19 protein-coding genes are annotated in these 20,277 nt (G+C 46.6%); 18 read left to right on the top strand and 1 reads right to left on the bottom strand.

Annotated features, from left to right (window positions below; translation table 11 throughout):
• Positions 1–102: 102 nt before the first annotated feature.
• From gyrA to DET62_RS04755, 11 genes are all read left to right on the top strand, one after another.
• The gene (gene gyrA / locus DET62_RS04805) at positions 103–2,742 is read left to right on the top strand and encodes a DNA gyrase subunit A (RefSeq protein ID WP_110013172.1); all 2,640 of its coding nucleotides are present in this window, start codon (positions 103–105) and stop codon (positions 2,740–2,742) included.
• On the top strand, positions 2,739–3,824 hold the full coding sequence (serC, locus tag DET62_RS04800) for a 3-phosphoserine/phosphohydroxythreonine transaminase (protein WP_110013171.1): 1,086 nt from the start codon (positions 2,739–2,741) through the stop codon (positions 3,822–3,824). The genes gyrA and serC overlap by 4 nt, the downstream gene beginning before the upstream one ends.
• 30 nt (positions 3,825–3,854) lie before the next feature.
• Complete coding sequence (hisC, locus tag DET62_RS04795) at positions 3,855–4,958, top strand: histidinol-phosphate transaminase (protein WP_110013170.1); 1,104 nt, start codon at positions 3,855–3,857, stop codon at positions 4,956–4,958.
• On the top strand, positions 4,951–6,240 hold the full coding sequence (aroA, locus tag DET62_RS04790; protein WP_110013169.1) for a 3-phosphoshikimate 1-carboxyvinyltransferase: 1,290 nt from the start codon (positions 4,951–4,953) through the stop codon (positions 6,238–6,240). The genes hisC and aroA overlap by 8 nt, the downstream gene beginning before the upstream one ends.
• Positions 6,241–6,337: 97 nt before the next feature.
• Complete coding sequence (gene cmk, locus DET62_RS04785; protein WP_110013362.1) at positions 6,338–7,030, top strand: (d)CMP kinase; 693 nt, start codon at positions 6,338–6,340, stop codon at positions 7,028–7,030.
• Between the two features lie 114 nt (positions 7,031–7,144).
• Entirely contained in the window at positions 7,145–8,827 is a 1,683-nt protein-coding gene (gene rpsA, locus DET62_RS04780; protein ID WP_011234601.1) for a 30S ribosomal protein S1, read from the top strand.
• A 38-nt stretch (positions 8,828–8,865) separates the two neighbouring features.
• Positions 8,866–9,147, top strand: coding sequence for an integration host factor subunit beta (locus DET62_RS04775; RefSeq protein ID WP_110013168.1), 282 nt, complete (start codon positions 8,866–8,868; stop codon positions 9,145–9,147).
• Between the two features lie 74 nt (positions 9,148–9,221).
• Entirely contained in the window at positions 9,222–9,482 is a 261-nt protein-coding gene (locus tag DET62_RS04770) for a LapA family protein (RefSeq protein ID WP_110013167.1), read from the top strand.
• 6 nt (positions 9,483–9,488) lie between these two features.
• Positions 9,489–10,646 (top strand): lipopolysaccharide assembly protein LapB, encoded by a 1,158-nt coding sequence (gene lapB / locus DET62_RS04765; RefSeq protein ID WP_110013166.1) that lies wholly within the window; start codon positions 9,489–9,491, stop codon positions 10,644–10,646.
• A gap of 4 nt (positions 10,647–10,650) precedes the next feature.
• Complete coding sequence (gene pyrF, locus DET62_RS04760; protein ID WP_181396964.1) at positions 10,651–11,346, top strand: orotidine-5'-phosphate decarboxylase; 696 nt, start codon at positions 10,651–10,653, stop codon at positions 11,344–11,346.
• A 104-nt stretch (positions 11,347–11,450) separates the two neighbouring features.
• Entirely contained in the window at positions 11,451–11,774 is a 324-nt protein-coding gene (locus tag DET62_RS04755) for a helix-hairpin-helix domain-containing protein (RefSeq protein ID WP_110013164.1), read from the top strand.
• An 87-nt stretch (positions 11,775–11,861) separates the two neighbouring features.
• Here DET62_RS04755 and rne read toward each other — a convergent pair whose 3' ends face one another.
• Positions 11,862–14,819, bottom strand: coding sequence for a ribonuclease E (gene rne / locus DET62_RS04750; RefSeq protein ID WP_243734854.1), 2,958 nt, complete (start codon positions 14,817–14,819; stop codon positions 11,862–11,864).
• Between the two features lie 452 nt (positions 14,820–15,271).
• Here rne and rluC point away from each other — a divergent pair, with 452 nt between their 5' ends.
• The 7 genes from rluC to DET62_RS04715 are packed head-to-tail and all read left to right on the top strand — an operon-like array spanning position 15,272 to position 20,271.
• Positions 15,272–16,219 carry a 23S rRNA pseudouridine(955/2504/2580) synthase RluC gene (gene rluC / locus DET62_RS04745; protein ID WP_110013163.1) on the top strand — a complete coding sequence of 316 codons (948 nt, stop codon included), beginning with the start codon at positions 15,272–15,274 and terminating at the stop codon, positions 16,217–16,219.
• Between the two features lie 15 nt (positions 16,220–16,234).
• Positions 16,235–16,897, top strand: a complete 663-nt coding sequence (locus DET62_RS04740) for an HAD-IA family hydrolase (protein ID WP_110013162.1) — start codon at positions 16,235–16,237, stop codon at positions 16,895–16,897.
• The gene (locus DET62_RS04735) at positions 16,894–17,490 is read left to right on the top strand and encodes a Maf family protein (protein ID WP_110013161.1); all 597 of its coding nucleotides are present in this window, start codon (positions 16,894–16,896) and stop codon (positions 17,488–17,490) included. Before DET62_RS04740 ends, DET62_RS04735 begins: the two co-directional genes overlap by 4 nt.
• A 51-nt stretch (positions 17,491–17,541) precedes the next feature.
• Positions 17,542–18,069 carry a 23S rRNA accumulation protein YceD gene (gene yceD / locus DET62_RS04730; RefSeq protein WP_110013160.1) on the top strand — a complete coding sequence of 176 codons (528 nt, stop codon included), beginning with the start codon at positions 17,542–17,544 and terminating at the stop codon, positions 18,067–18,069.
• A gap of 16 nt (positions 18,070–18,085) precedes the next feature.
• Positions 18,086–18,256, top strand: coding sequence for a 50S ribosomal protein L32 (gene rpmF, locus DET62_RS04725; protein WP_011234590.1), 171 nt, complete (start codon positions 18,086–18,088; stop codon positions 18,254–18,256).
• 8 nt (positions 18,257–18,264) lie between these two features.
• On the top strand, positions 18,265–19,290 hold the full coding sequence (gene plsX / locus DET62_RS04720) for a phosphate acyltransferase PlsX (RefSeq protein WP_110013159.1): 1,026 nt from the start codon (positions 18,265–18,267) through the stop codon (positions 19,288–19,290).
• An 18-nt stretch (positions 19,291–19,308) separates the two neighbouring features.
• Positions 19,309–20,271, top strand: a complete 963-nt coding sequence (locus DET62_RS04715) for a beta-ketoacyl-ACP synthase III (RefSeq protein WP_110013158.1) — start codon at positions 19,309–19,311, stop codon at positions 20,269–20,271.
• Positions 20,272–20,277: the final 6 nt, after the last annotated feature.

Below are 20,277 nucleotides of genomic sequence, written 5' to 3'. Positions count from 1 at the left end.
GCAAAGAATAAGAAAAAGAGGGTGCGAGACGCGGTTGGGATGGGTACAATGATTGGATCAAAATAACAATGAATATGCGGATCTATATTTAGGGAATAAACTATGAGCGATCTAGCCAGAGAAGTGTCACCGGTAAATATCGAAGACGAACTAAAAAGCTCGTACCTCGATTATGCCATGAGCGTCATTGTTGGGCGTGCTTTACCAGATGTTCGTGATGGCCTGAAGCCAGTACACAGACGTGTCTTGTTCGCAATGAGCGAATTGCGCAACGACTTTAATAAACCTTATAAAAAGTCAGCTCGTGTCGTTGGTGACGTCATCGGTAAATATCACCCACATGGTGATAGTGCTGTTTACGACACTATTGTGCGTATGGCACAGAACTTCTCCTTGCGTTACATGTTGGTCGATGGCCAGGGTAACTTTGGTTCGGTTGACGGCGATTCAGCTGCGGCGATGCGTTATACCGAAATTCGTATGGCGAAAATTGCGCATCAGTTACTCGCCGATTTAGATAAAGAAACGGTTGATTTTGTAGACAACTATGATGGTACCGAGCGTATTCCTGACGTTCTGCCTACCCGTGTACCTAACCTGTTAGTTAACGGTTCTTCTGGTATTGCCGTTGGTATGGCTACAAACATCCCACCTCATAATCTGACCGAAGTTGTCGATGGTGCACTTGCCATGATTGATAACCCGGAGATTGATGTCGAAGGGTTAATGGAATACATCCCGGGACCGGACTTCCCGACGGCGGCAACAATTTCTGGACGTAGCGGTATTGTCGAAGCTTATAAAACCGGTCGTGGCCGTATTCATTTGCGCGCTCAGGCGGAAATTGAAGTTGACGAGAAAACGGGTAAAGAAACCATCATTGTTACGGAAATTCCGTATCAGGTGAATAAAGCTCGCTTAATTGAAAAAATTGCTGAGTTGGTCAAAGAAAAACGCGTTGAAGGTATAAGTGCCTTGCGTGATGAGTCTGATAAAGACGGTATGCGCATTGTTATCGAAATCCGCCGCGGCGATGTGGGTGAAGTGGTGCTTAACCATTTGTATGCTAACACCCAGTTACAGGTTGTGTTTGGTATCAACATGGTTGCGCTGGATAAAGGCCAGCCACGTTTGTTCAACCTGCGCGATATGCTGGACTGCTTTATTCGCCACCGTCGTGAAGTGGTGACACGTCGCTCAGTATACGAATTACGTAAAGCTCGTGAACGTGCTCATATTTTGGAAGGTCTGGCGATATCGCTGGCCAATATTGACGAAATTATTGAACTTATCCGTCGCTCACCAACGCCTGCTGAAGCGAAAGCTGGTCTAATTGCCCGTGCATGGCAGCTGGGTGATGTTGCGGCCATGCTGGAAACTGCCGGTGTGGATGCTGCGCGTCCTGATCATCTGCCAGAAGAATACGGTATTCGCGATGGCAACTATCACCTGACCGAAGAACAGGCTCAGGCGATTCTGGATTTACGCCTGCACAAACTGACCGGTTTAGAACACGAAAAAATTCTGGATGAATATAAAGGCCTGTTAGAACAGATTGCTGAACTGCTGCATATTCTGAACAGCTCAGAGCGCCTGATGGAAGTGATTCGTGAAGAACTGGTAGAAATACGTAACAACTTCGGCGATGAGCGTAAAACCGATATTACTGCTGCTGCACACGACATCAGCATGGAAGATTTAATCAACGAAGAAGACGTGGTTCTGACGCTTTCTCACGAAGGTTATGTGAAATATCAGCCACTGACCGAATACGAAGCGCAACGTCGTGGTGGTAAAGGTAAAGCCGCCACTAAGATGAAAGACGAAGACTTTATTGAAAGACTGTGGGTAGCGAACACGCATGACACCATTTTATGCTTCTCAACCCGTGGCCGTATTTACTGGATGAAAGTTTACCAGTTGCCGCTGGCAAGTCGTGCCTCTCGTGGTAAACCAATAGTGAACTTGTTGCCGCTTGAAGCCGACGAGCGTATTACCGCTATTCTGCCAACACGGGATTACCCGGAAGATAAGTTCGTGGTTATGGCAACGAAGAAAGGCACGATTAAGAAAACGCCATTACCAGAGTACTCACGTCCTCGTAACGGCGGCATCATTGCACTGAACCTGGTTGATGACGATGAACTGATTGGTGTTGATATCACTGACGGTAACGGCGAAATTATGCTGTTCTCTGACGCCGGTAAAGTGGTGCGCTTCGCTGAAGAGCAAGTACGTTCAATGGGTCGTACAGCTACAGGTGTCCGTGGTATTCGCTTAGAAGAAGGGCAGCGTGTTGTATCACTGATTGTTCCTCGTGAATACGAAGAGGAAGAAGCGAATGTATTAACCGTGACTGAAAACGGTTACGGCAAACGCACACCGCTAAGCGAATACCCGGCGAAGAGCCGTGCCACCAAAGGTGTTGTCTCTATTAAAGTCAGCGAACGTAATGGCTCTGTGGTTGGTGCTATGGAAGTTATTGATGGCAACGAAATCATGTTGATCAGTAATAAAGGCACTCTGGTAAGAACTCGCGTCAACGAGGTTTCTACTGTTGGTCGTAACACTCAGGGTGTGCGCTTAATTCGCACCGCTGATGACGAAAAAGTCGTTGGCTTACAGCGTATTGACGAAATTGATGAAGATGAAGTGTTAGTTGACGGCGAGGTTGTTGCTGAAGAAGGTGAAACCGCAGCTGACGACAATACTGAAAATCAAGAAGGTTCCGACGAGTCATGAGTCAGTTGTTTAACTTTTCTGCCGGACCGGCAATGTTGCCGGTCGACGTTTTGAAGCAGGCTCAGGAAGAGCTATTAAACTGGAATGGACAGGGCGTCTCGGTGATGGAAATTTCTCACCGCGACCCTGTTTATGTCCACATGGCACGTGAAGCCGAGCAAGACCTGCGCGACCTGTTAAACGTACCGGATGACTATGAAGTACTCTTTTTGCAAGGCGGTGGCCGCGGCCAGTTTTCTGCGGTTCCGCAAAATATTGCGTCACCGGATGCCACCGTCGATTATCTGGATACAGGAATTTGGTCTGGTTTTGCTATCCGGGAAGCCGAAAAGTTTGTTTCCAGAGTGAATGTTGCAGGGCAAGTTCAGGAAGGCGCTAAAGGCAAGGAAATTCAGTCGTCAAAAGACTGGAATTTGTCTGAAAATGCCGCTTATTTTCATTATTGTCCTAATGAAACCGTCGATGGCATTGCGCTGCATGAGATTCCTGACGTAAAGGCGCCAATTGTGGCTGATATGTCATCGAATATTCTCTCTGAACCTCTGGATGTCTCAAAGTTTGGCGTCATATACGCTGGAGCTCAAAAAAATATTGGCCCTTCCGGTTTTGCCATTGCGATTGTTAAAAAGTCTCTATTAGGCCATCCGCAGAAGCAGGTGTCCTCTATCATGGATTACCAGCTGCAGGCAAAAGACGGATCTATGTACAACACGCCCAATACTTTTGCCTGGTACCTGGCTGGGTTGGTATTCAAATGGCTAAAAGCTCAGGGCGGATTAACCGCTATGGGCGAACGCAATCGTCATAAAGCGCAGCTTTTATATGACTTTGTCGATAAGTCCGATTTTTACAGTAACACTATTAATCCGGCTTACCGTTCAATTATGAACATTCCTTTCCAGTTGGCTGACGACAAGCTCGATGCTGAGTTTTTGCAAGGCGCTAAAAACCAAGGTTTATTGGGGCTAAAAGGGCATCGCTTTGTTGGTGGCATGAGAGCCAGTATTTATAACGCAATGCCGGTGGAAGGCGTAGAAGCATTGCTAAGTTATATGGCTGATTTTGAACGTAAGCTTGGCTAATAAATAGAATAAAAAAGGTAGTGAATCGCTATGGCAGAATTTAATGCATTAGAACTGGTTAATTCCGGAGTAAAGCAATTACGTCCGTATCAGGCGGGTAAACCTACGTCTGAATTGCAGCGTGAGTTAGGCCTGCAGCACGTGGTTAAGCTAGCTTCAAATGAGAACCCCCTGGGTTTGAGTGAAAAAGTAAAAACCGCGCTGGAAGCCGAGTTAACGGATTTAGTGCGTTACCCCGATGCGAACGGTTACTACCTTAAAAGTCGTCTGGCCGAGTTACATGAAGTTGGAACGCAGCAAATAACTCTGGGTAACGGTTCTAACGATGTTCTGGAAATTTTAGCCCGGACCTTTGTGTCAGATAAAGACGAAGTCATTTTCTCTCAGCATGCGTTTGTTGTGTATCCGCTGGTGACTCAGGCTATTGGCGCAAAACCCGTTGCCGTTCCTGCGGTAGATTATGGCCATGATCTTGATGGTATGGCAAAAGCGGTGACCGATAAAACCAAGATGATTTTTATCGCCAACCCGAATAATCCAACCGGCACGTTTTTATCGACTTCGGCGCTGAAGAACTTCCTGGATAAAATACCGCAGAACATCATTGTTGTTCTGGATGAAGCCTATTACGAGTACGTGCCGGAAGACGAACGGGCACCGTCGGTTGAGTGGATAAAAGAGTACCCTAACTTAGTGGTCAGCCGAACCTTTTCTAAAGCCTATGGCTTAGCTGGATTACGTGCAGGTTACGTGGTCAGCGACGAAAGTGTGGCAGACGTTCTTAACCGCATTCGCCAGCCATTTAATATGAATTCGTTGTCGCTGAAAGCTGCTGAAGTCGTATTAGATGATCACGCTTATCTGCAAAAAGCCGTTGAGCTAAACGCTCAGGGTATGAAGCAGTTAACAGATTTTTGTGAAGATTCAGGGCTTAACTACATTCCATCTTACGGTAACTTTTTAACCATAGAAGTTGGCCCCGATGCTGAGAAACTTTACGACCAGCTTCTGCACGAAGGCGTTATTGTACGTCCAGTCGGTGGTTATGAATTACCGAACCATTTACGTGTCAGTATTGGTCTGCCCGAAGAAAACCAGGCCTTTATTAAGGCAATGAAAAAGCTACGTGGTTAATTCTATTCACATAGAGCCGCAACAGTATTGTTGCGGTACTGTCACCTTACCGGGTTCAAAAAGCATTGCTAACCGGGCATTGCTTATGGCCGCTTTATGTCAGACTCCCGTCACCTTACATAATTTACTGGTTAGCGATGACACTAGCCGTATGCGTGAAGCTCTTAGTGCATTGGGAGTGAGCTTTGAAGATGACAAACTCACTACCCGGGTGCGCGGTTTGGGGGGGCATTGGAATACCCCCGCTTCTGAGCTCTATCTGGGCAATGCCGGCACGGCAATGCGGCCACTCGTAGCCGTGTTAGCAGCAACATTAAAAAGCGAACATAAATCGGTAGTGCTAAAAGGGGATGCCCGAATGCACGAACGACCAGTTAAGCATTTGGTTGATGCCATACAACCCCAAGGTGCGGCAGTTAACTACCTGGGCGAGTCTGGTTTTCCTCCGTTGGAAATAACGGCAGGCTTAGCCTCGGGTCACTTTGAAATTGACGGTTCGGTATCCAGCCAGTTTATTTCGGCCTTACTGATGGCACTTCCGTTACTGCCCGGTCATTCAACCCTGACATTGAAAGGGAATGTGGTTTCACGACCTTACATTGAACTGACGCTGCAAATGCTCGCAGACTTTGGCATTTCGATAAAAGAAGACTCTCCTCAGCGCTACGCTATTACCGGCGGGCAATGCTACCAGTCGCCCGGCGAATACTGGGTCGAAGGCGATGCCAGTGCTGCGTCTTACTGGATGGCTGCCGCGCTGTTAGGCAAAGGTCCGGTTGAGATTATCGGTGTCGGTAAAAACTCTATTCAGGGCGACAAACGTTTCGCCGAAGTGGTTGAAGCCATGGGCGCGTCAGTGAGCTACCATAAAAACAGCATAACCGTATCCGGCACAGGACGTGTACAGGGCATTGATCAGGACTTTAATGATATTCCCGATGCGGCAATGACAGTCGCGCCACTGGCTTTATTCGCAAATAAGCCGACGACAATTCGTAATGTAGCAAACTGGCGGGTTAAAGAAACCGACCGGCTTCATGCTATGGCGACTGAGCTGCGCAAGCTTGGCGCAACGGTCGATGAGGGCGACGACTTCCTCCGTATTGAGCCGCTGAAACACTGGCAGCATGCTGCCATTGATACTTATGACGACCACCGTATGGCAATGTGTTTCTCTTTAGTGGCATTTTCTCCTGTTGGGGTGATAATCAACGATCCCGCTTGTTGCGCTAAGACCTACCCTGACTATTTTTCCGAGTTTTCACGGCTCTGTCACAGTTAACTCTTAGACTCGCTGACTTTGATTAATGCAATTTTTTTACAAATGCGTATAATTGCGCGGCTAAATGCTGCGTAATGCAGAGCAATTAGAGGATTTTATGACAACTCATATTCCAGTCATTACGATTGACGGGCCGAGTGGGGCAGGAAAAGGGACAATAAGCCGATTATTGGCAGAAAAGCTAGGATGGCATTTGCTGGACAGTGGCGCAATTTATCGCGTGCTGGCACTGGCGGCTTTGCATCATGACTTTACGCCGGAAGATGAAGAGAGCCTGGTGGCACTGGCGGCGCATCTGGATGTGAAATTTGAAGCGGAAGAAGAACGCTCATTGACACATATTATTCTTGAAGGTGAGGATGTGACCATGACCATCCGTACTGAACAAGTGGGTAATATGGCGTCAAAAATAGCGGCTTTACCACGCGTCAGAGAGGCTCTTCTACGCCGCCAGCGGGGCTTCAAGGAGTTGCCGGGTCTGGTTGCCGACGGCCGCGATATGGGGACTGTTGTGTTCACTGATGCCGATGCGAAAATCTTTTTGACGGCTTCAGCCGAAGAGCGAGCAAGACGACGCTTTGAGCAATTGAAGGAAAAAGGTTTTGATGCTAATATTGATCAATTAGTGAACGAAATTAAAGAAAGAGATGATCGTGATACGAATCGCTCGGTGGCACCACTTAAGCCAGCCGAGGATGCGGTGTATCTGGATTCTACTGATACGTCGATTGAAGACGTATTGGAACACGTATTGACGTTTGCGCACAGCAAACTCTCAAAGACTAGCTAGGGTCAGGTGACCTTAATTAGGCGTCTGTTGTAAGGAAGCGAACAGACTATTTTAATAACCCCGCTGTATACGGAAGTTCAGTGGACGTCTTATTGATAAGCGAAGTTAATTACTATGTCAGAAAATTTTGCAGAATTATTTGAAGAAAGCCTAAAGGAAGTTGAAACACGCCCGGGCTCCATTGTTAAAGGTACTATTGTTGCTATCGAAAAAGACCTGATCTTAGTTGATGCTGGTCTGAAATCTGAAAGCGCGATTCCAGCAGAACAATTCCGTAATGCAGAAGGTGAATTAGAAGTCAGCGTCGGCGACGTAGTTGACGTAGCCCTTGATGCTGTTGAAGACGGCTTTGGTGAAACTATCCTGTCTCGCGAAAAAGCGAAACGCTATGAAGCATGGCTGCAGCTGGAAAAAGCACACGAAGACAATGCAACCGTTATCGGTATTATTTCCGGTAAGGTTAAGGGTGGCTTTACAGTAGACTTAGGCGGCGTTCGCGCGTTCTTGCCTGGTTCACTGGTTGATGTACGTCCAGTACGTGAAACAACGCACCTGGAAAACAAAGATTTAGAATTCAAAGTTATCAAGCTTGATCAGAAGCGCAACAACGTTGTTGTTTCTCGCCGTGCTGTTATCGAAAAAGAAAACAGTGCAGAGCGCGAAGAGCTGCTTGAAAACCTGCAAGAAGGTCAGGAAGTTCAGGGTATCGTTAAGAACCTGACTGACTACGGCGCGTTCGTTGACTTAGGCGGCGTCGATGGCTTATTGCACATTACCGATATGGCTTGGAAGCGCGTTAAGCACCCAAGTGAAATCGTAAACGTTGGCGATGAAATCACTGTTAAAGTATTGAAGTTTGACCGTGAACGTACTCGTGTATCTCTTGGCCTTAAGCAATTAGGCGAAGATCCATGGGCTGATATCGCAAACCGTTACCCAGAAGGTCACCGTTTAACTGGTCGTGTTACGAACTTGACTGATTACGGCTGCTTCGTCGAAATCGAAGAGGGTGTTGAAGGTCTTGTTCACGTATCAGAAATGGACTGGACTAACAAAAACGTTCATCCTTCTAAAGTGGTTAACCTGGACGACACTGTTGAAGTTATGGTTCTGGAAATTGACGAAGAACGTCGTCGCATTTCACTAGGCCTGAAACAGTGCAAACCAAACCCTTGGGAAGAGTTTGCGAAGAACCACAATAAAGGCGAGCAAGTTACTGGTAAGATCAAGTCAATCACTGACTTTGGTATCTTCATCGGTCTTGACGGCGGTATTGACGGTTTGGTTCACTTGTCAGATATTAGCTGGAACGCTACTGGCGAAGAAGCTGTTCGTGATTACAAAAAAGGTGAAGAAGTTACCGCTGTAGTCATGCAGGTTGATGCTGAACGCGAGCGTATTTCTCTGGGTATCAAGCAGCTTGAAGAAGACCCATTCAATAACTACCTGGCGGCCAATAAAAAAGGTGCTATTGTTACAGGTACAGTTACTGAAGTAGACGCTAAAGGCGCTAAAGTTGAATTAGCTGAAAGCGTTGAAGGTTATGTTCGTGCCGCAGACATTTCACGCGACCGTGTTGAAGATGCAAGCACTGAACTGAGCGTTGGTGATTCTATTGAAGCTCGCTTCATGGGCGTTGACCGTAAAAACCGTACTCTTAGCTTGTCTATCCGTGCGAAAGATGAAGTTGAAGAGAAAGAAGCGGTTGAAAGCGTTAATAAGCAGCAGGACAGTGGTTCTGGTCTTAACAGCGCAATGGCTGAAGCCTTTAAAGCTGCAAAAACTGACGACGAATAATTTACTGCACTGATGCAGTTGATTAAAAGGAGGTAATGATGACTAAATCAGAGCTGATTGAAAGGTTAACTTTGAAGCACGAGTTACCTCCTAAGCAGGTTGAGGCTTCGGTTAAAGAAATACTCGAACAAATGGTGCAATCCTTATCGCAGGGTAAGCGCGTTGAAATTCGGGGTTTTGGGAGCTTCTCTCTGCATTATCGGGCACCTCGTGTTGGTCGTAATCCTAAAACAGGTGAGCCTGTTGAATTAGACGGAAAATACGTGCCGCATTTTAAAGCGGGCAAAGAGCTTCGCGAGAGGGTCGATACATTAAGTTAGTTTTTCCGCTCGATTGATAAAAACGGCATGCTATACTGGCATGCCGTTTTTTTATAACTAACAGGTAAGCAATTATGCTTAAAAAGCTGCTTATTCTCATTCCTGTATTAATCATATTTCTTTTGGCAATGGCTTTTGGGGCACAGAACCCGCAAACCGTAGTGGTTAATCTACTGGTTCTGCAAACCGAAATGGCTGTTGCGTCCTTGCTTGCTATCTTTTTTGGTAGCGGCTTTCTGGTTGGTATTTTATTACTTTGCTTATCGAGTTTATCCTGGCGCTACAAGTACAACCGTTTAGTTAAGCGTTTAAATAAACTGGACAAGGAGAGCTAACGGCTCATGTTGGAGCTTCTCTTCCTGCTTTTACCAATTGCTGCTGCCTATGGCTGGTTCATGGGGCGCAATAGTGTTCGCACAGAAGAACGAAAAGAGCAGAAGCGTTTTTCCAAACAGTATGCGACTGGTATCAACCTTTTGCTGTCAGACCAGCCAGATAAGGCGGTTGATTTATTCGTCGAGTTATTAGATGTCGACAGCGAAACCATTGAGACTCACTGGACGTTAGGTAAGTTATTTCGCCGTAGAGGCGAAGTTGACCGCGCAATAAAAATTCATAAAAACCTGACGTCACTTCCCAATTTGTCTGAGCATGACCGCCTAACAGCCATGTACGAGTTAGGCAAAGATTACCTTTCTGCCGGAATCTATGACCGCGCTGAACAAATGTTTGCCGGCTTACAGAGTTACAAATTATTCCGGGAAAAAAGCCAAAAGCATCTTCTGGAACTTTATGAGTCAACCCATGAATGGGATAAGGCCATAAAAATTGCTTTACGGCTGGCAAAACAAAGCAGCCACGCGCGGGTGGTTCTCGCCCAGTTATACTGTGAGCTTGCAGAATTAGACGACAATGTCCCGAGTAAGATAAAGCATTACAGCAAAGCACTTAAACATGATGATAACTGTGTTAGAGCTGTACTTTCCCTGGGTAAAATTTATATGAAAGAAGGGGAGTACAAAGAGTCTATTAATTATTTAACCCGGGTGTTTGAACAAGATAAATCATTTGTTTGCGAAACCATTCCTTTGCTGGAAGAAGCTTACGAGAAAACATCGGATACTCATACTTTTATTGAGTTTCTACACAGTTGCGTTGAACACAATGCCGGAATAACGGCAGCTATTACGCTATCAGAAAAAATTTGTGAATCGCAAAGTATTGAAGACGCAGAACACTTTATGACCCACGTTTTAGAGCAGCATCCGACAATGCGCGGCTTCCATCATTTAATGGGGTTACACATTAGAGCCGCGGATGTGGGCAATGCGCGCGACAGCCTGCGGAGACTGCGCAAAATGGTTCATGAGCACATAGTGCAGCGCCCCAATTATAAGTGCCGTCACTGTGGTTTCTCCGGACATACTTTATATTGGCGTTGTCCTTCGTGTAAAAGCTGGGCAACAACAAAACCTATTTTTGGATTAGATGGTGAATAACAACATGGCGTTACCGAAAATTTATGTTGCATTAGATTGCCAGACACAGGAAGCCGCTGACAATTTGGTGAGTCAATTACCTGTTGGAAAAGTTGGGCTTAAAGTGGGTAAGGAATTGTTTACTGCTATTGGACCCGACTGGGTGAAAAAGCAGGTTGAGCAAGGTTTTTCAGTATTTTTAGATTTAAAGTTTCATGATATTCCAAACACTGTGGCTAAGGCGGTAACCTCAGCAGCTAAAATTGGTGTTGATATAGTGAACGTGCACGCCAGCGGCGGTACTGAAATGATGAGCGCGGCAAGGGATGCATTAAAGCAATTTGATAAGCCCCCTTTATTAATAGCCGTGACGGTACTCACCAGCATGAGTGATTCTGATCTTGCAGAAACTGGGATCCAGGCAACTGCAGAACAGCAAGTGCTTAAACTGGCAAAGTTAGCTCAGCAGGCAGGCTTAGACGGAGTCGTCTGTTCGGCTCAGGAAGCCAGCATGCTGAAACATGATTTGGGCACGTCATTTAAGCTGGTAACGCCGGGTATCCGTCCTGCTAACAGTGCTACGGGCGACCAAAAGCGGGTTATGACACCAGAGGCCGCAATAGAGGCCGGAGTCGATTACATGGTTATTGGCCGGCCCATTACGCAGGCCGTTGACCCAACCGCCAGCGTTACGGAAATATTAGCTTCTATAGGAGAATAACGCACTTACGTCTCTGTAATGTCGCAATCTTCTAATAAGGCTAAAAACTTCGGCTATAGTGTCCTTACTGCAGTGACGCAGTGATTTTCAAAGGGAATGACACTATGAAGCTAAAATTAATCTCCATACTTGTTGCCTCATCGCTGTTTGTAACAGCAGGGGCTCAAGCCTCCCCATTACTTACTCTGGCAAATTTAAACTTATCGCCGGCAGCACAGGCTGAAGAGGTTAAAACCGTCAATATCAATACGGGTTCAGCACAAGAGATATCGGCTGTCCTGGTTGGTGTCGGTGAGAAACGGGCTGAGCAGATCATCGAGTTAAGAGAGCAACTGGGTGGTTTTACCGAAGTAGAGCAATTACTTGACGTAAAGGGAATTGGTATTAAGACGTTAGAGAAAAACCGCGCTTTTATTACCATTCAATAATAATGGCAAACTCCAGAGATAAAAAAGGCCGGTAGTTTGTTGCTACCGGCCTTCTTATTTTCTAACTAAATTTTTGTTTAGCTGAATTTAGTCACATTTTGCCATTTTGGCATAAGAAGTCGAACGCGCCTGAGAAATACTGGCGATACGACTGTCTTTAACAAACTGAGGGCGATTATCTGAAGAAGCAACAGGCAGAGCCTTAAAGGCTTCTTTACGTTCTTCAGCTGTCGCCTTTGTCATTGCAGAAAATGATGAACCACTCAGTGAACGGTTAGGTATAACCGCTTCGGTTTTCATTTGCTTGCGTTTTTGTCCGGCCGCCCGCTGATGGCGAGGAGAGCGGCGAGAGCGATCCCGGCTTTTCTTCTCTTCAGCTTTTGGCTCCGGTTTTTCTTCAACGCTTTCTACTGGTTCAGCTTGCTTTGGTGCCTCTTCAGCAGTTTCAGAGGTGTTACTTTGCTTATCTTCAACTGGCTCAGAAACTGGCTCACTGGCCTGTTCAACCGGCGTTTCTACTTTTTCATTAGATGTTGCTTCAGGCTTAGCTTCAGGTTTAGCTGTGTCCTGCTTTTGCACCGAGTCATCTGTATTGGCTTCAGTTTGTTGAGTGGCGGCCTGAGCGTCTGTTTGAGGGGCTTTATCTTCAGTACTCTGAACGGCCTCTTCAACACTCTTTTCTACGCCTGGTTCCTCCGGAGTCGCAGATTGAGCCTGATTTTGCACCAGCTCAGCCGCTGCCTGCATACGCGGATCCAGCACCTTATCAGAAATCGCTTTATTCTCGCTTTTGCCAGAACCCGACTGTTTTGATGGCTTCTCTTTAGCCTGAGTTGGTTTCTGAGTATCCGCACCATCAGTCGAGGCATCAGCAGTCTTTTGAGCTGGTTGCGCTGGTTCTTTAGCTTCTAATGAATCGCCAGTAGATGAAACGCGAACGGATTTTTCAATCGGCTTACGCTGACGACGCGGTTTATCCTGAACAGCTTTAGGCTCTTTCGGCTTTTCTGCTTCAGCCGGGCTATCAACTTGCTCGTTCTTAGCCGCTTCTGGTTTTGGCTGCTGCTGATTTTTATTGCTGCGGCCACGACGTCTGCGATCGTTGCGGTTGCGACTGTTACGATTACCTGCGTCATCACGGGATTCCGTTGATTTATCTTCTGTCGCAGCCGAGGTACTTTCTTTATTGGCTTCCTTGTCCTTGCCAGCCGACTGGTTTCGGCCTCGTTGCGGGCGGTTTCCTGAACGGCGATTGCGACCACGGCGTTGCTGATTCCGTTGGTTCTGAGCATTACGCTCTTTTTCTTTCTCAGCTTCAGCTTGTTTTTGCTCTTCATCTGAACCAAACAAGCCAGAGAACCAGGTCGATAAGCGACTCAATAACGATGGTTGAGCTGCCTTTTTCTCTTCAACTTTAGCAGCCGGCGCTGGTGTTGGCGCGGCACTTGGTGCCTGCAGGCCTTTTAGTGCAGGCTCTTCAAACTTCGCTTTATCCTGAGTTAACGTGATAGAAACCGTAGATTCGGTTTGCTCTGGTTTTTGTACCAACTCAAAACTGGCCGATTCCGGAACTTCGTCATCACGAATACGTAACACTTCAAAGTGCGGTGTTTCCATATGGTGATTCGGGATAATAACGATTTTTACGTTATGACGCTTTTCAATATGATTGACGGATTGACGCTTTTCATTGAGCAAATAAGTAGCAACATCAACCGGAACCTGAGCATGCACCTGAATGGTGTTGTCTTTTATGGCTTCTTCTTCAATCAAACGCAAAATAGACAGCGCTAAAGAGTCGCTTGACCGTATGGTTCCCTGACCATTACAGCGAGGGCAAACATTATTTGCTGATTCACCCAATGAAGGACGTAAACGCTGACGGGACATTTCCATCAAACCAAAGCGCGAAATGCGGGCCACCTGAATACGTGCTCTGTCCTGAGATAAACTGTCGCGTAAACGGTTTTCAACATCACGTTGATGGCGTGCAGGGGTCATATCAATAAAGTCGATAACCACTAAGCCGCCAACATCGCGTAAACGCAATTGACGTGCTATTTCTTCGGCTGCTTCAAGGTTGGTCTGCAACGCCGTTTCTTCGATATCGCCACCTTTAGTTGCACGTGACGAGTTAATGTCGATGGATGTCAGTGCTTCGGTCGGGTCGATAACAATGGAACCACCCGACGGAAGCCGGACTTCGCGCTGGAATGCAGATTCAATCTGGCTTTCTATCTGGTAGTGACTGAAAAGCGGAACATCGCCTTCGTATTGTTTAACGCGCTGTAAAAAGTCAGGGCGAATAAGTTGGATGTGGCTGCGAACCTGTTCGTAAACTTTCGGGCTATCGATGAGCACTTCACCGATGTCTCTACGCAGGTAATCGCGTAAGGCACGGAAAATAACGTTGCTTTCCTGATGAATAAGGAAAGGAGCAGGGCGTTCGTCTGCAGCTTTGCTGATGGCTTCCCAATGATTGAGCAGAACATTTAAGTCCCACTCAAGCTCTTCCTTAGACTTACCGACACCTGCAGTACGGACAATGAGTCCCATATCTTTGGGAACATTGAGGTCAGACAAGGCTTCTTTCAGTGCTGAGCGTTCATCGCCCTCGATGCGGCGGGATATACCACCGGCACGGGGGTTATTCGGCATTAGCACCAAATAGCTACCCGCCAGAGAAATGAAAGTGGTTAAGGCGGCGCCTTTTTGGCCCCGTTCTTCTTTGTCTATCTGAACAATAACTTCCTGGCCTTCTTTAACCACATCTTTGATGTTGGGGCGGCCCTGAAAGGTATAGCCTTGCGGAAAATAGGTTTTAGCAATTTCTTTTAGAGGAAGGAACCCGTGGCGTTCTGCACCATAATCGACAAAGGCGGCTTCGAGACTTGGCTCTATGCGCGTGATTTTGCCTTTATAAATATTTGCTTTTTTTTGTTCGTGACCAGGGCTTTCAATATCTAAATCGTATAGGCGCTGGCCGTCAACCAGCGCAACACGCAATTCTTCCAATTGCGTGGCATTAATTAGCATTCTTTTCATTACTGTGACTCAATTCTTTGGGCCACAATATGACACGCCCCAATGGCGATCGTGCAATTATCGAATTCGTCTGTCGCTGCAGGCCCTTTGGGACCTGCGTTACCCGTCATCTACAACGTGTAACTAAAATGAGTTTGACTGTGCCGATAACACCAACTGTTCGGTGTCATATTGTCGCTAAATTTTACGTCTGCAATCGATTATGAAACAAAGCGTATTCGATGTGCTGTGTTCTTCTCCGTGCCATCAACATCTCGGTTAGTCACTTCATTAGACTTTAAAACCGTACGCTGATGTGGATAATGCGTCGCTCTGTTATTTCGATTGCGCGAAATATATTCTTCGTCTGCCATCTTCGATGGACTTTGACACTTAATTATTCCATGAAAACCACTGAAAATACAAGCAACAATTTCGCTGTTGAATCTTGTAGATGATGGTAAAATAGCGGCATGAAAACAATTCAACAAGAAGTACGCTGGCATACCGTCTCTGCAGAAGAGTCGGGGCAGCGAATCGATAATTTTCTCATTGCGCAATTACGCGGTGTACCAAAGTCTTTGGTGTACCGAATTGTTCGTAAAGGTGAAGTGCGGGCGAATAAAAAGCGGATAAAACCGGACTATAAGTTAAAGGAAGGCGACCTTATTCGCATTCCTCCGGTAAAAGTGAGCGAAAGACCGGAACTACCTTCTGCTAATTTAGAGCAGGTTGCGGCACTGGAGCATGCAATTCTTTATGAAGACGATGCTTTGATGTTAATTAATAAACCTTCAGGTGTTGCTGTTCACGGTGGCTCAGGGTTGCAGTTTGGCCTTATTGAAGGTTTAAGAGCGTTGCGGCCAAAAGAAAAAAGCTTAGAACTGGTTCACCGGATAGACCGGGACACCAGTGGCTTATTGCTGGTTGCTAAAAAACGTTCAGTGCTGAGAAGCTTACACGAACAGCTGCGTAACAAAGAAATGAATAAGCAATATCTGGCGTTGGTTCGCGGCCAATGGCAAAAGCGGGTTCGCAGTGTTGAGGCGCCGTTAAAAAAGAACACCTTAAAGTCCGGCGAGAGAATTGTGCGCGTTGATGCCGAAGGCAAAGCCTCTTTAACTCGTTTCAGAATTCAGCAAAGGTATAAGGAAGGGACATTAGTTGAAGCATCGCCTGTGACCGGCCGTACCCATCAGATTCGGGTTCACGCGTTACATGCGGGGCATCCTATAGCGAAAGATCCTAAGTATGGTGATGCAGATTTCGATAACGCAATGTCAGGGCTTGGGTTAAACCGACTGTTTTTACACGCCTGGCAGCTGCGTTTTTTACACCCTGTTACGGGAAAAGAAGTCGCTTTTGAAGCTCCTCTGGATGACAACTTGCAGCAAACGTTAAAACAACTGACCGCGCAATAATAAGGACTGCTTATAATGATGCACAATAAGCGACTTGTGGTGTTTGACTGGGACGGCACTTTAATGGACTCCATTGGCCGAATTGTGTCATCTATGCAAAATACAGCTCAGCATACCGGGCTACCGGTTCCGACCGAAGTATCTGTTAGAGATATTATTGGTTTAAGCCTTGAACCCGCAATAGAAAAACTGTTCGGTGTGCTTAACGCGACACAAATGAATCATTTTTTAACTCAGTATCGTGATGAATATGTAGACTTGAATACAACGCCGTCGCCATTATTTCACGATGCAAAAGCGGTGCTTTCTCAGCTATCCAGTGCCGGTTATCGTTTGGCCGTTGCTACGGGCAAGGCAAGACGTGGGCTAAAGCGAGTCTGGGCAGAAAGTGAAACCGAGCATTACTTTGATACCTCGCGGTGCGCCAGTGAAACTAAAGGTAAGCCTGACCCTCAGATGCTTTATGAAATTATGAGTGAACTTGAAACTCAGCCCGAACACACCGTAATGGTTGGCGATTCTGTTCACGATATGAAAATGGCTGTTGCCGCTGGCGTACAGGCAATAGGTGTGAGCTTTGGCGTGCATGACGCTGAACGTTTACGCGAAGCCGGTGCAGCAATAGTGATTGATTCGCTTTCAGAACTCAGCAATAAACTTGTCAGGGAGGCCTTATGACGTTGCCATTAATCCTGGGATCAGGTTCTAAGTACCGTCGTGAAATTTTAGATAAACTGCATTTGAACTACGATGTTGTGAAGCCGGATATAGACGAGAGTACTATTCATTCAGAAAGTCCGCAGCAGTTAGTCGGCCGGTTAGCGGAAGCAAAAGCTCGGGCAGTTGAAAAAAGAATGACCTATGATGACGCCATTATTATTGGTTCCGACCAGGTTGCTGTTTGCGATGGTAGCATTTTAGGTAAACCCGGTAATCACGAAAATGCGGTGCGACAATTGTCCAGTTTTGTGGGCAAAACAGTAACCTTTTATACTGGACTGGCGGTTCTTAATACAAAGACCCAGCAGTGCGAAGTAAGAGTTGAACCCTTTGAAGTTGAGTTTCGCCAATTAACAGACGAAGAAATAGAAAGTTATGTCGAACTCGAGAATCCCTTTGATTGCGCTGGTAGCTTTAAAAGCGAAGGGCTGGGAATCAGTCTGTTCAGTGGTCTAAAAGGCAACGACCCCAATACACTCATCGGCTTACCAGCTATTGCTTTATTGGATATGTTGAGACCCCATGGAATTAACCCTTTAAATAAGGATTAACGACAGATTTCCCTTGTCAGTAAAGCGGAACTTCGTTAACATTCGCGCGCTATGCAAAAACTTCGTATTCCCGTAACGGTAGACCCAGTCAAAAGTGCCAACAAGAAAGTGGCATATGACGGGGTAGTGCCTGGAAAAACATTAACAAGACTTCAGGAAAGTTTGGTAGAACCTTGCCCCGATCCTGAGGCCAGTGTTGAGTTTGGAATTGATGAGCAGGGCATTAGTTATTTTACAGGGAGAGCAAAAGTTGCTGTCAAAGTACTTTGTGAACGCTGTAATACGCCTCTGGATGTTGATATTCTCGCGCAATTTGCGTATGCTCCTGTCACTAAGCGACAGGTAGCAGATGACTTTCCCGATAGCTACGAAGCTATTGAGGTGAACGATTTTGGAGAAGTTAACCTGCATGGGCTTGTTGAAGACGAATTAATTCTGGCTATGCCAATAGTTCCTAAGCACGACGCTAAGGCATGCCAGGTGGATCGTGATGCGATGACGTGGGGCGAAATTGACGAATCAGCTGCTGAAGAGTCAGAGAACCCGTTTGCCGTATTACAAGAATTGAAGCGTAAATAATCAGGAGATAGCGTAAATGGCTGTTCAAAAAAGTAAGAAAAGTCGTTCAAGACGCGACATGCGTCGTTCACACGATGCAATAGACGGCCCCACACTGTCGGTTGACTCAACTACGGGTGAAACGCATCGTCGTCACCACGTAACAGCCGACGGTTATTACAAGGGTCGTAAGGTCGTTAACAAGTAAGACAGGCCATGCCTGAACTGAACATAGCGATTGATGCAATGGGGGGCGATAATGGCCCCTCTATTGTTATAGAAGCCCTGGAAAAAGCGGTTCATCGGTATCCCGATGTTAAATTCACCGTTGTTGGCCACGAGCAAGAACTTACCCCTTTACTCCATAAAGCCAATTTAAGCTCGCATCCTGCCATAGAGCTTGTTCATGCCGAACAAGTCATCGAAATGGACGATAAGCCGGGCCAGTCTCTGCGTAGTAAGCCCGAATCTTCCATGCGTATTGCGCTCAATAGTTTAACCGATGGTCGTTGTCAGGCAATGGTAAGCGGCGGCAATACTGGCGCGCTAATGACCAATGCATACTTTACACTGAAAACGCTTCCTGGTGTGTTGCGTCCCGCATTAATGACGGCTTTGCCGAATCAAGCTGGTGGAAAGTCTTACCTGCTTGACTTAGGTGCGAATGCCAGCTGTGATTCAGAAACCTTATTTCAGTTTGGGGTGATGGGGGCTGTGGCCGCTGAATATTTATCGGGTGTGCCAGCGCCTAAAATTAGCCTGTTAAATATGGGTGAGGAAGACATCAAAGGTAATGATGTCGTGCGTAATGCGGCGGCCAGACTCGCTCAATGCGAGCAGGTAAATTACATTGGTTTTATTGAAGGCAATGACTTATTCAGTGGCAGAGCGGATGTTGTCGTTTGTGACGGCTTTGTCGGTAATGTTGCGCTTAAAAGTTGCGAAGGTCTGGCAACATTCATTATCGATCAAATGCGGGACACACTAAACTCGCACTGGCTTTATCGGTTTTTCTTTCGTTTTTTACAAAAACGGACGCACAAGTCCTGGGATAGGCTGAAGCCCGACCACTACAATGGTGCGAGTCTGATAGGATTGCGCCATGTCGTGATAAAGAGTCACGGTAGCGCTAGCGCCGGCGCTTTTTATAGTGCAATTCAACAAGCCGTCGCAGAAGCGCATGAACAGCTTCCTGAACGAATTAAACATCGTGTTGAAGCAGTCTTATCAGAACAGCTGTAATATCAGTTAAGTAGCGCTATGACTTATGCAAAAATTGTTGGTACCGGGCACTATCTGCCCGAACAACGGCTTACTAATGAAGAACTCTCCCGGCGGGTTGATACGTCTGACGAATGGATAACAGAACGAACCGGCATTAAAGAACGGCGCATTGCGGCTGCTAATGAAACCGCCGCGACGGTAGGTTATGAAGCGGCAAAAGAAGCACTGACTGCCGCTGGTTTAAGCCCCCGGGATATCGATATGATTGTGGTGGCGACCACATCGGCCGAGCACGCTTTTCCAAGTGCGGCCTGTGAAATTCAGCGAATGCTGGGGGTTACATCTATTCCGGCTTTTGACGTGGGTGCTGCATGCTCCGGTTTTATTTATGCGCTTTCTGTAGCTGATCAATTTATTAAAAGTGGGCAGCACCAACGTATTCTGGTCATCGGTACTGATGTACTGGCACGTTTATGTGACCCTAATGATCGCAATACCGTGGTGCTTTTTGGTGATGGCGGCGGGGCGGTTGTCCTTGAACAGAGTGACACACCCGGAATTATCTCCACTCATCTTTTCAGTGCCGGTGAATACAGCCATTTATTAGGAGCTAAACAAGCTTCCAGAAGTTCTGACCGCGGCGCAGAAAATGCCTGGATGTACATGAAAGGGAACGAAGTTTTCAAAGTTGCGGTGTCAAAACTCAGTAGTTTAGTGACTGAAACTTTGGCGAAGAATCAACTACAGCCAAATGATCTGGACTGGCTGATTCCGCATCAGGCAAACTTACGCATTATTAATGCAACAGCAAAAAAATTACAAATGCCGATGGAGCGCGTGGTTATTACTCTTGATTCAACAGGGAATACTTCTGCGGCATCGGTACCCATTGCACTTGACTGGGCGGTTAAGGACGGACGCATTAAGCGTGGTCAGAAACTCTTGTTAGAAGCTTTTGGCGGCGGTTTTGCGTGGGGTTCAGCGCTGGTTCAATATTAAGAGGAT

This window comes from Idiomarina sp. H2, from assembly GCF_004364275.1.
GTDB lineage: Bacteria > Pseudomonadota > Gammaproteobacteria > Enterobacterales > Alteromonadaceae > Idiomarina > Idiomarina loihiensis.
This window is presented reverse-complemented; position numbering and strand designations above follow the sequence as displayed.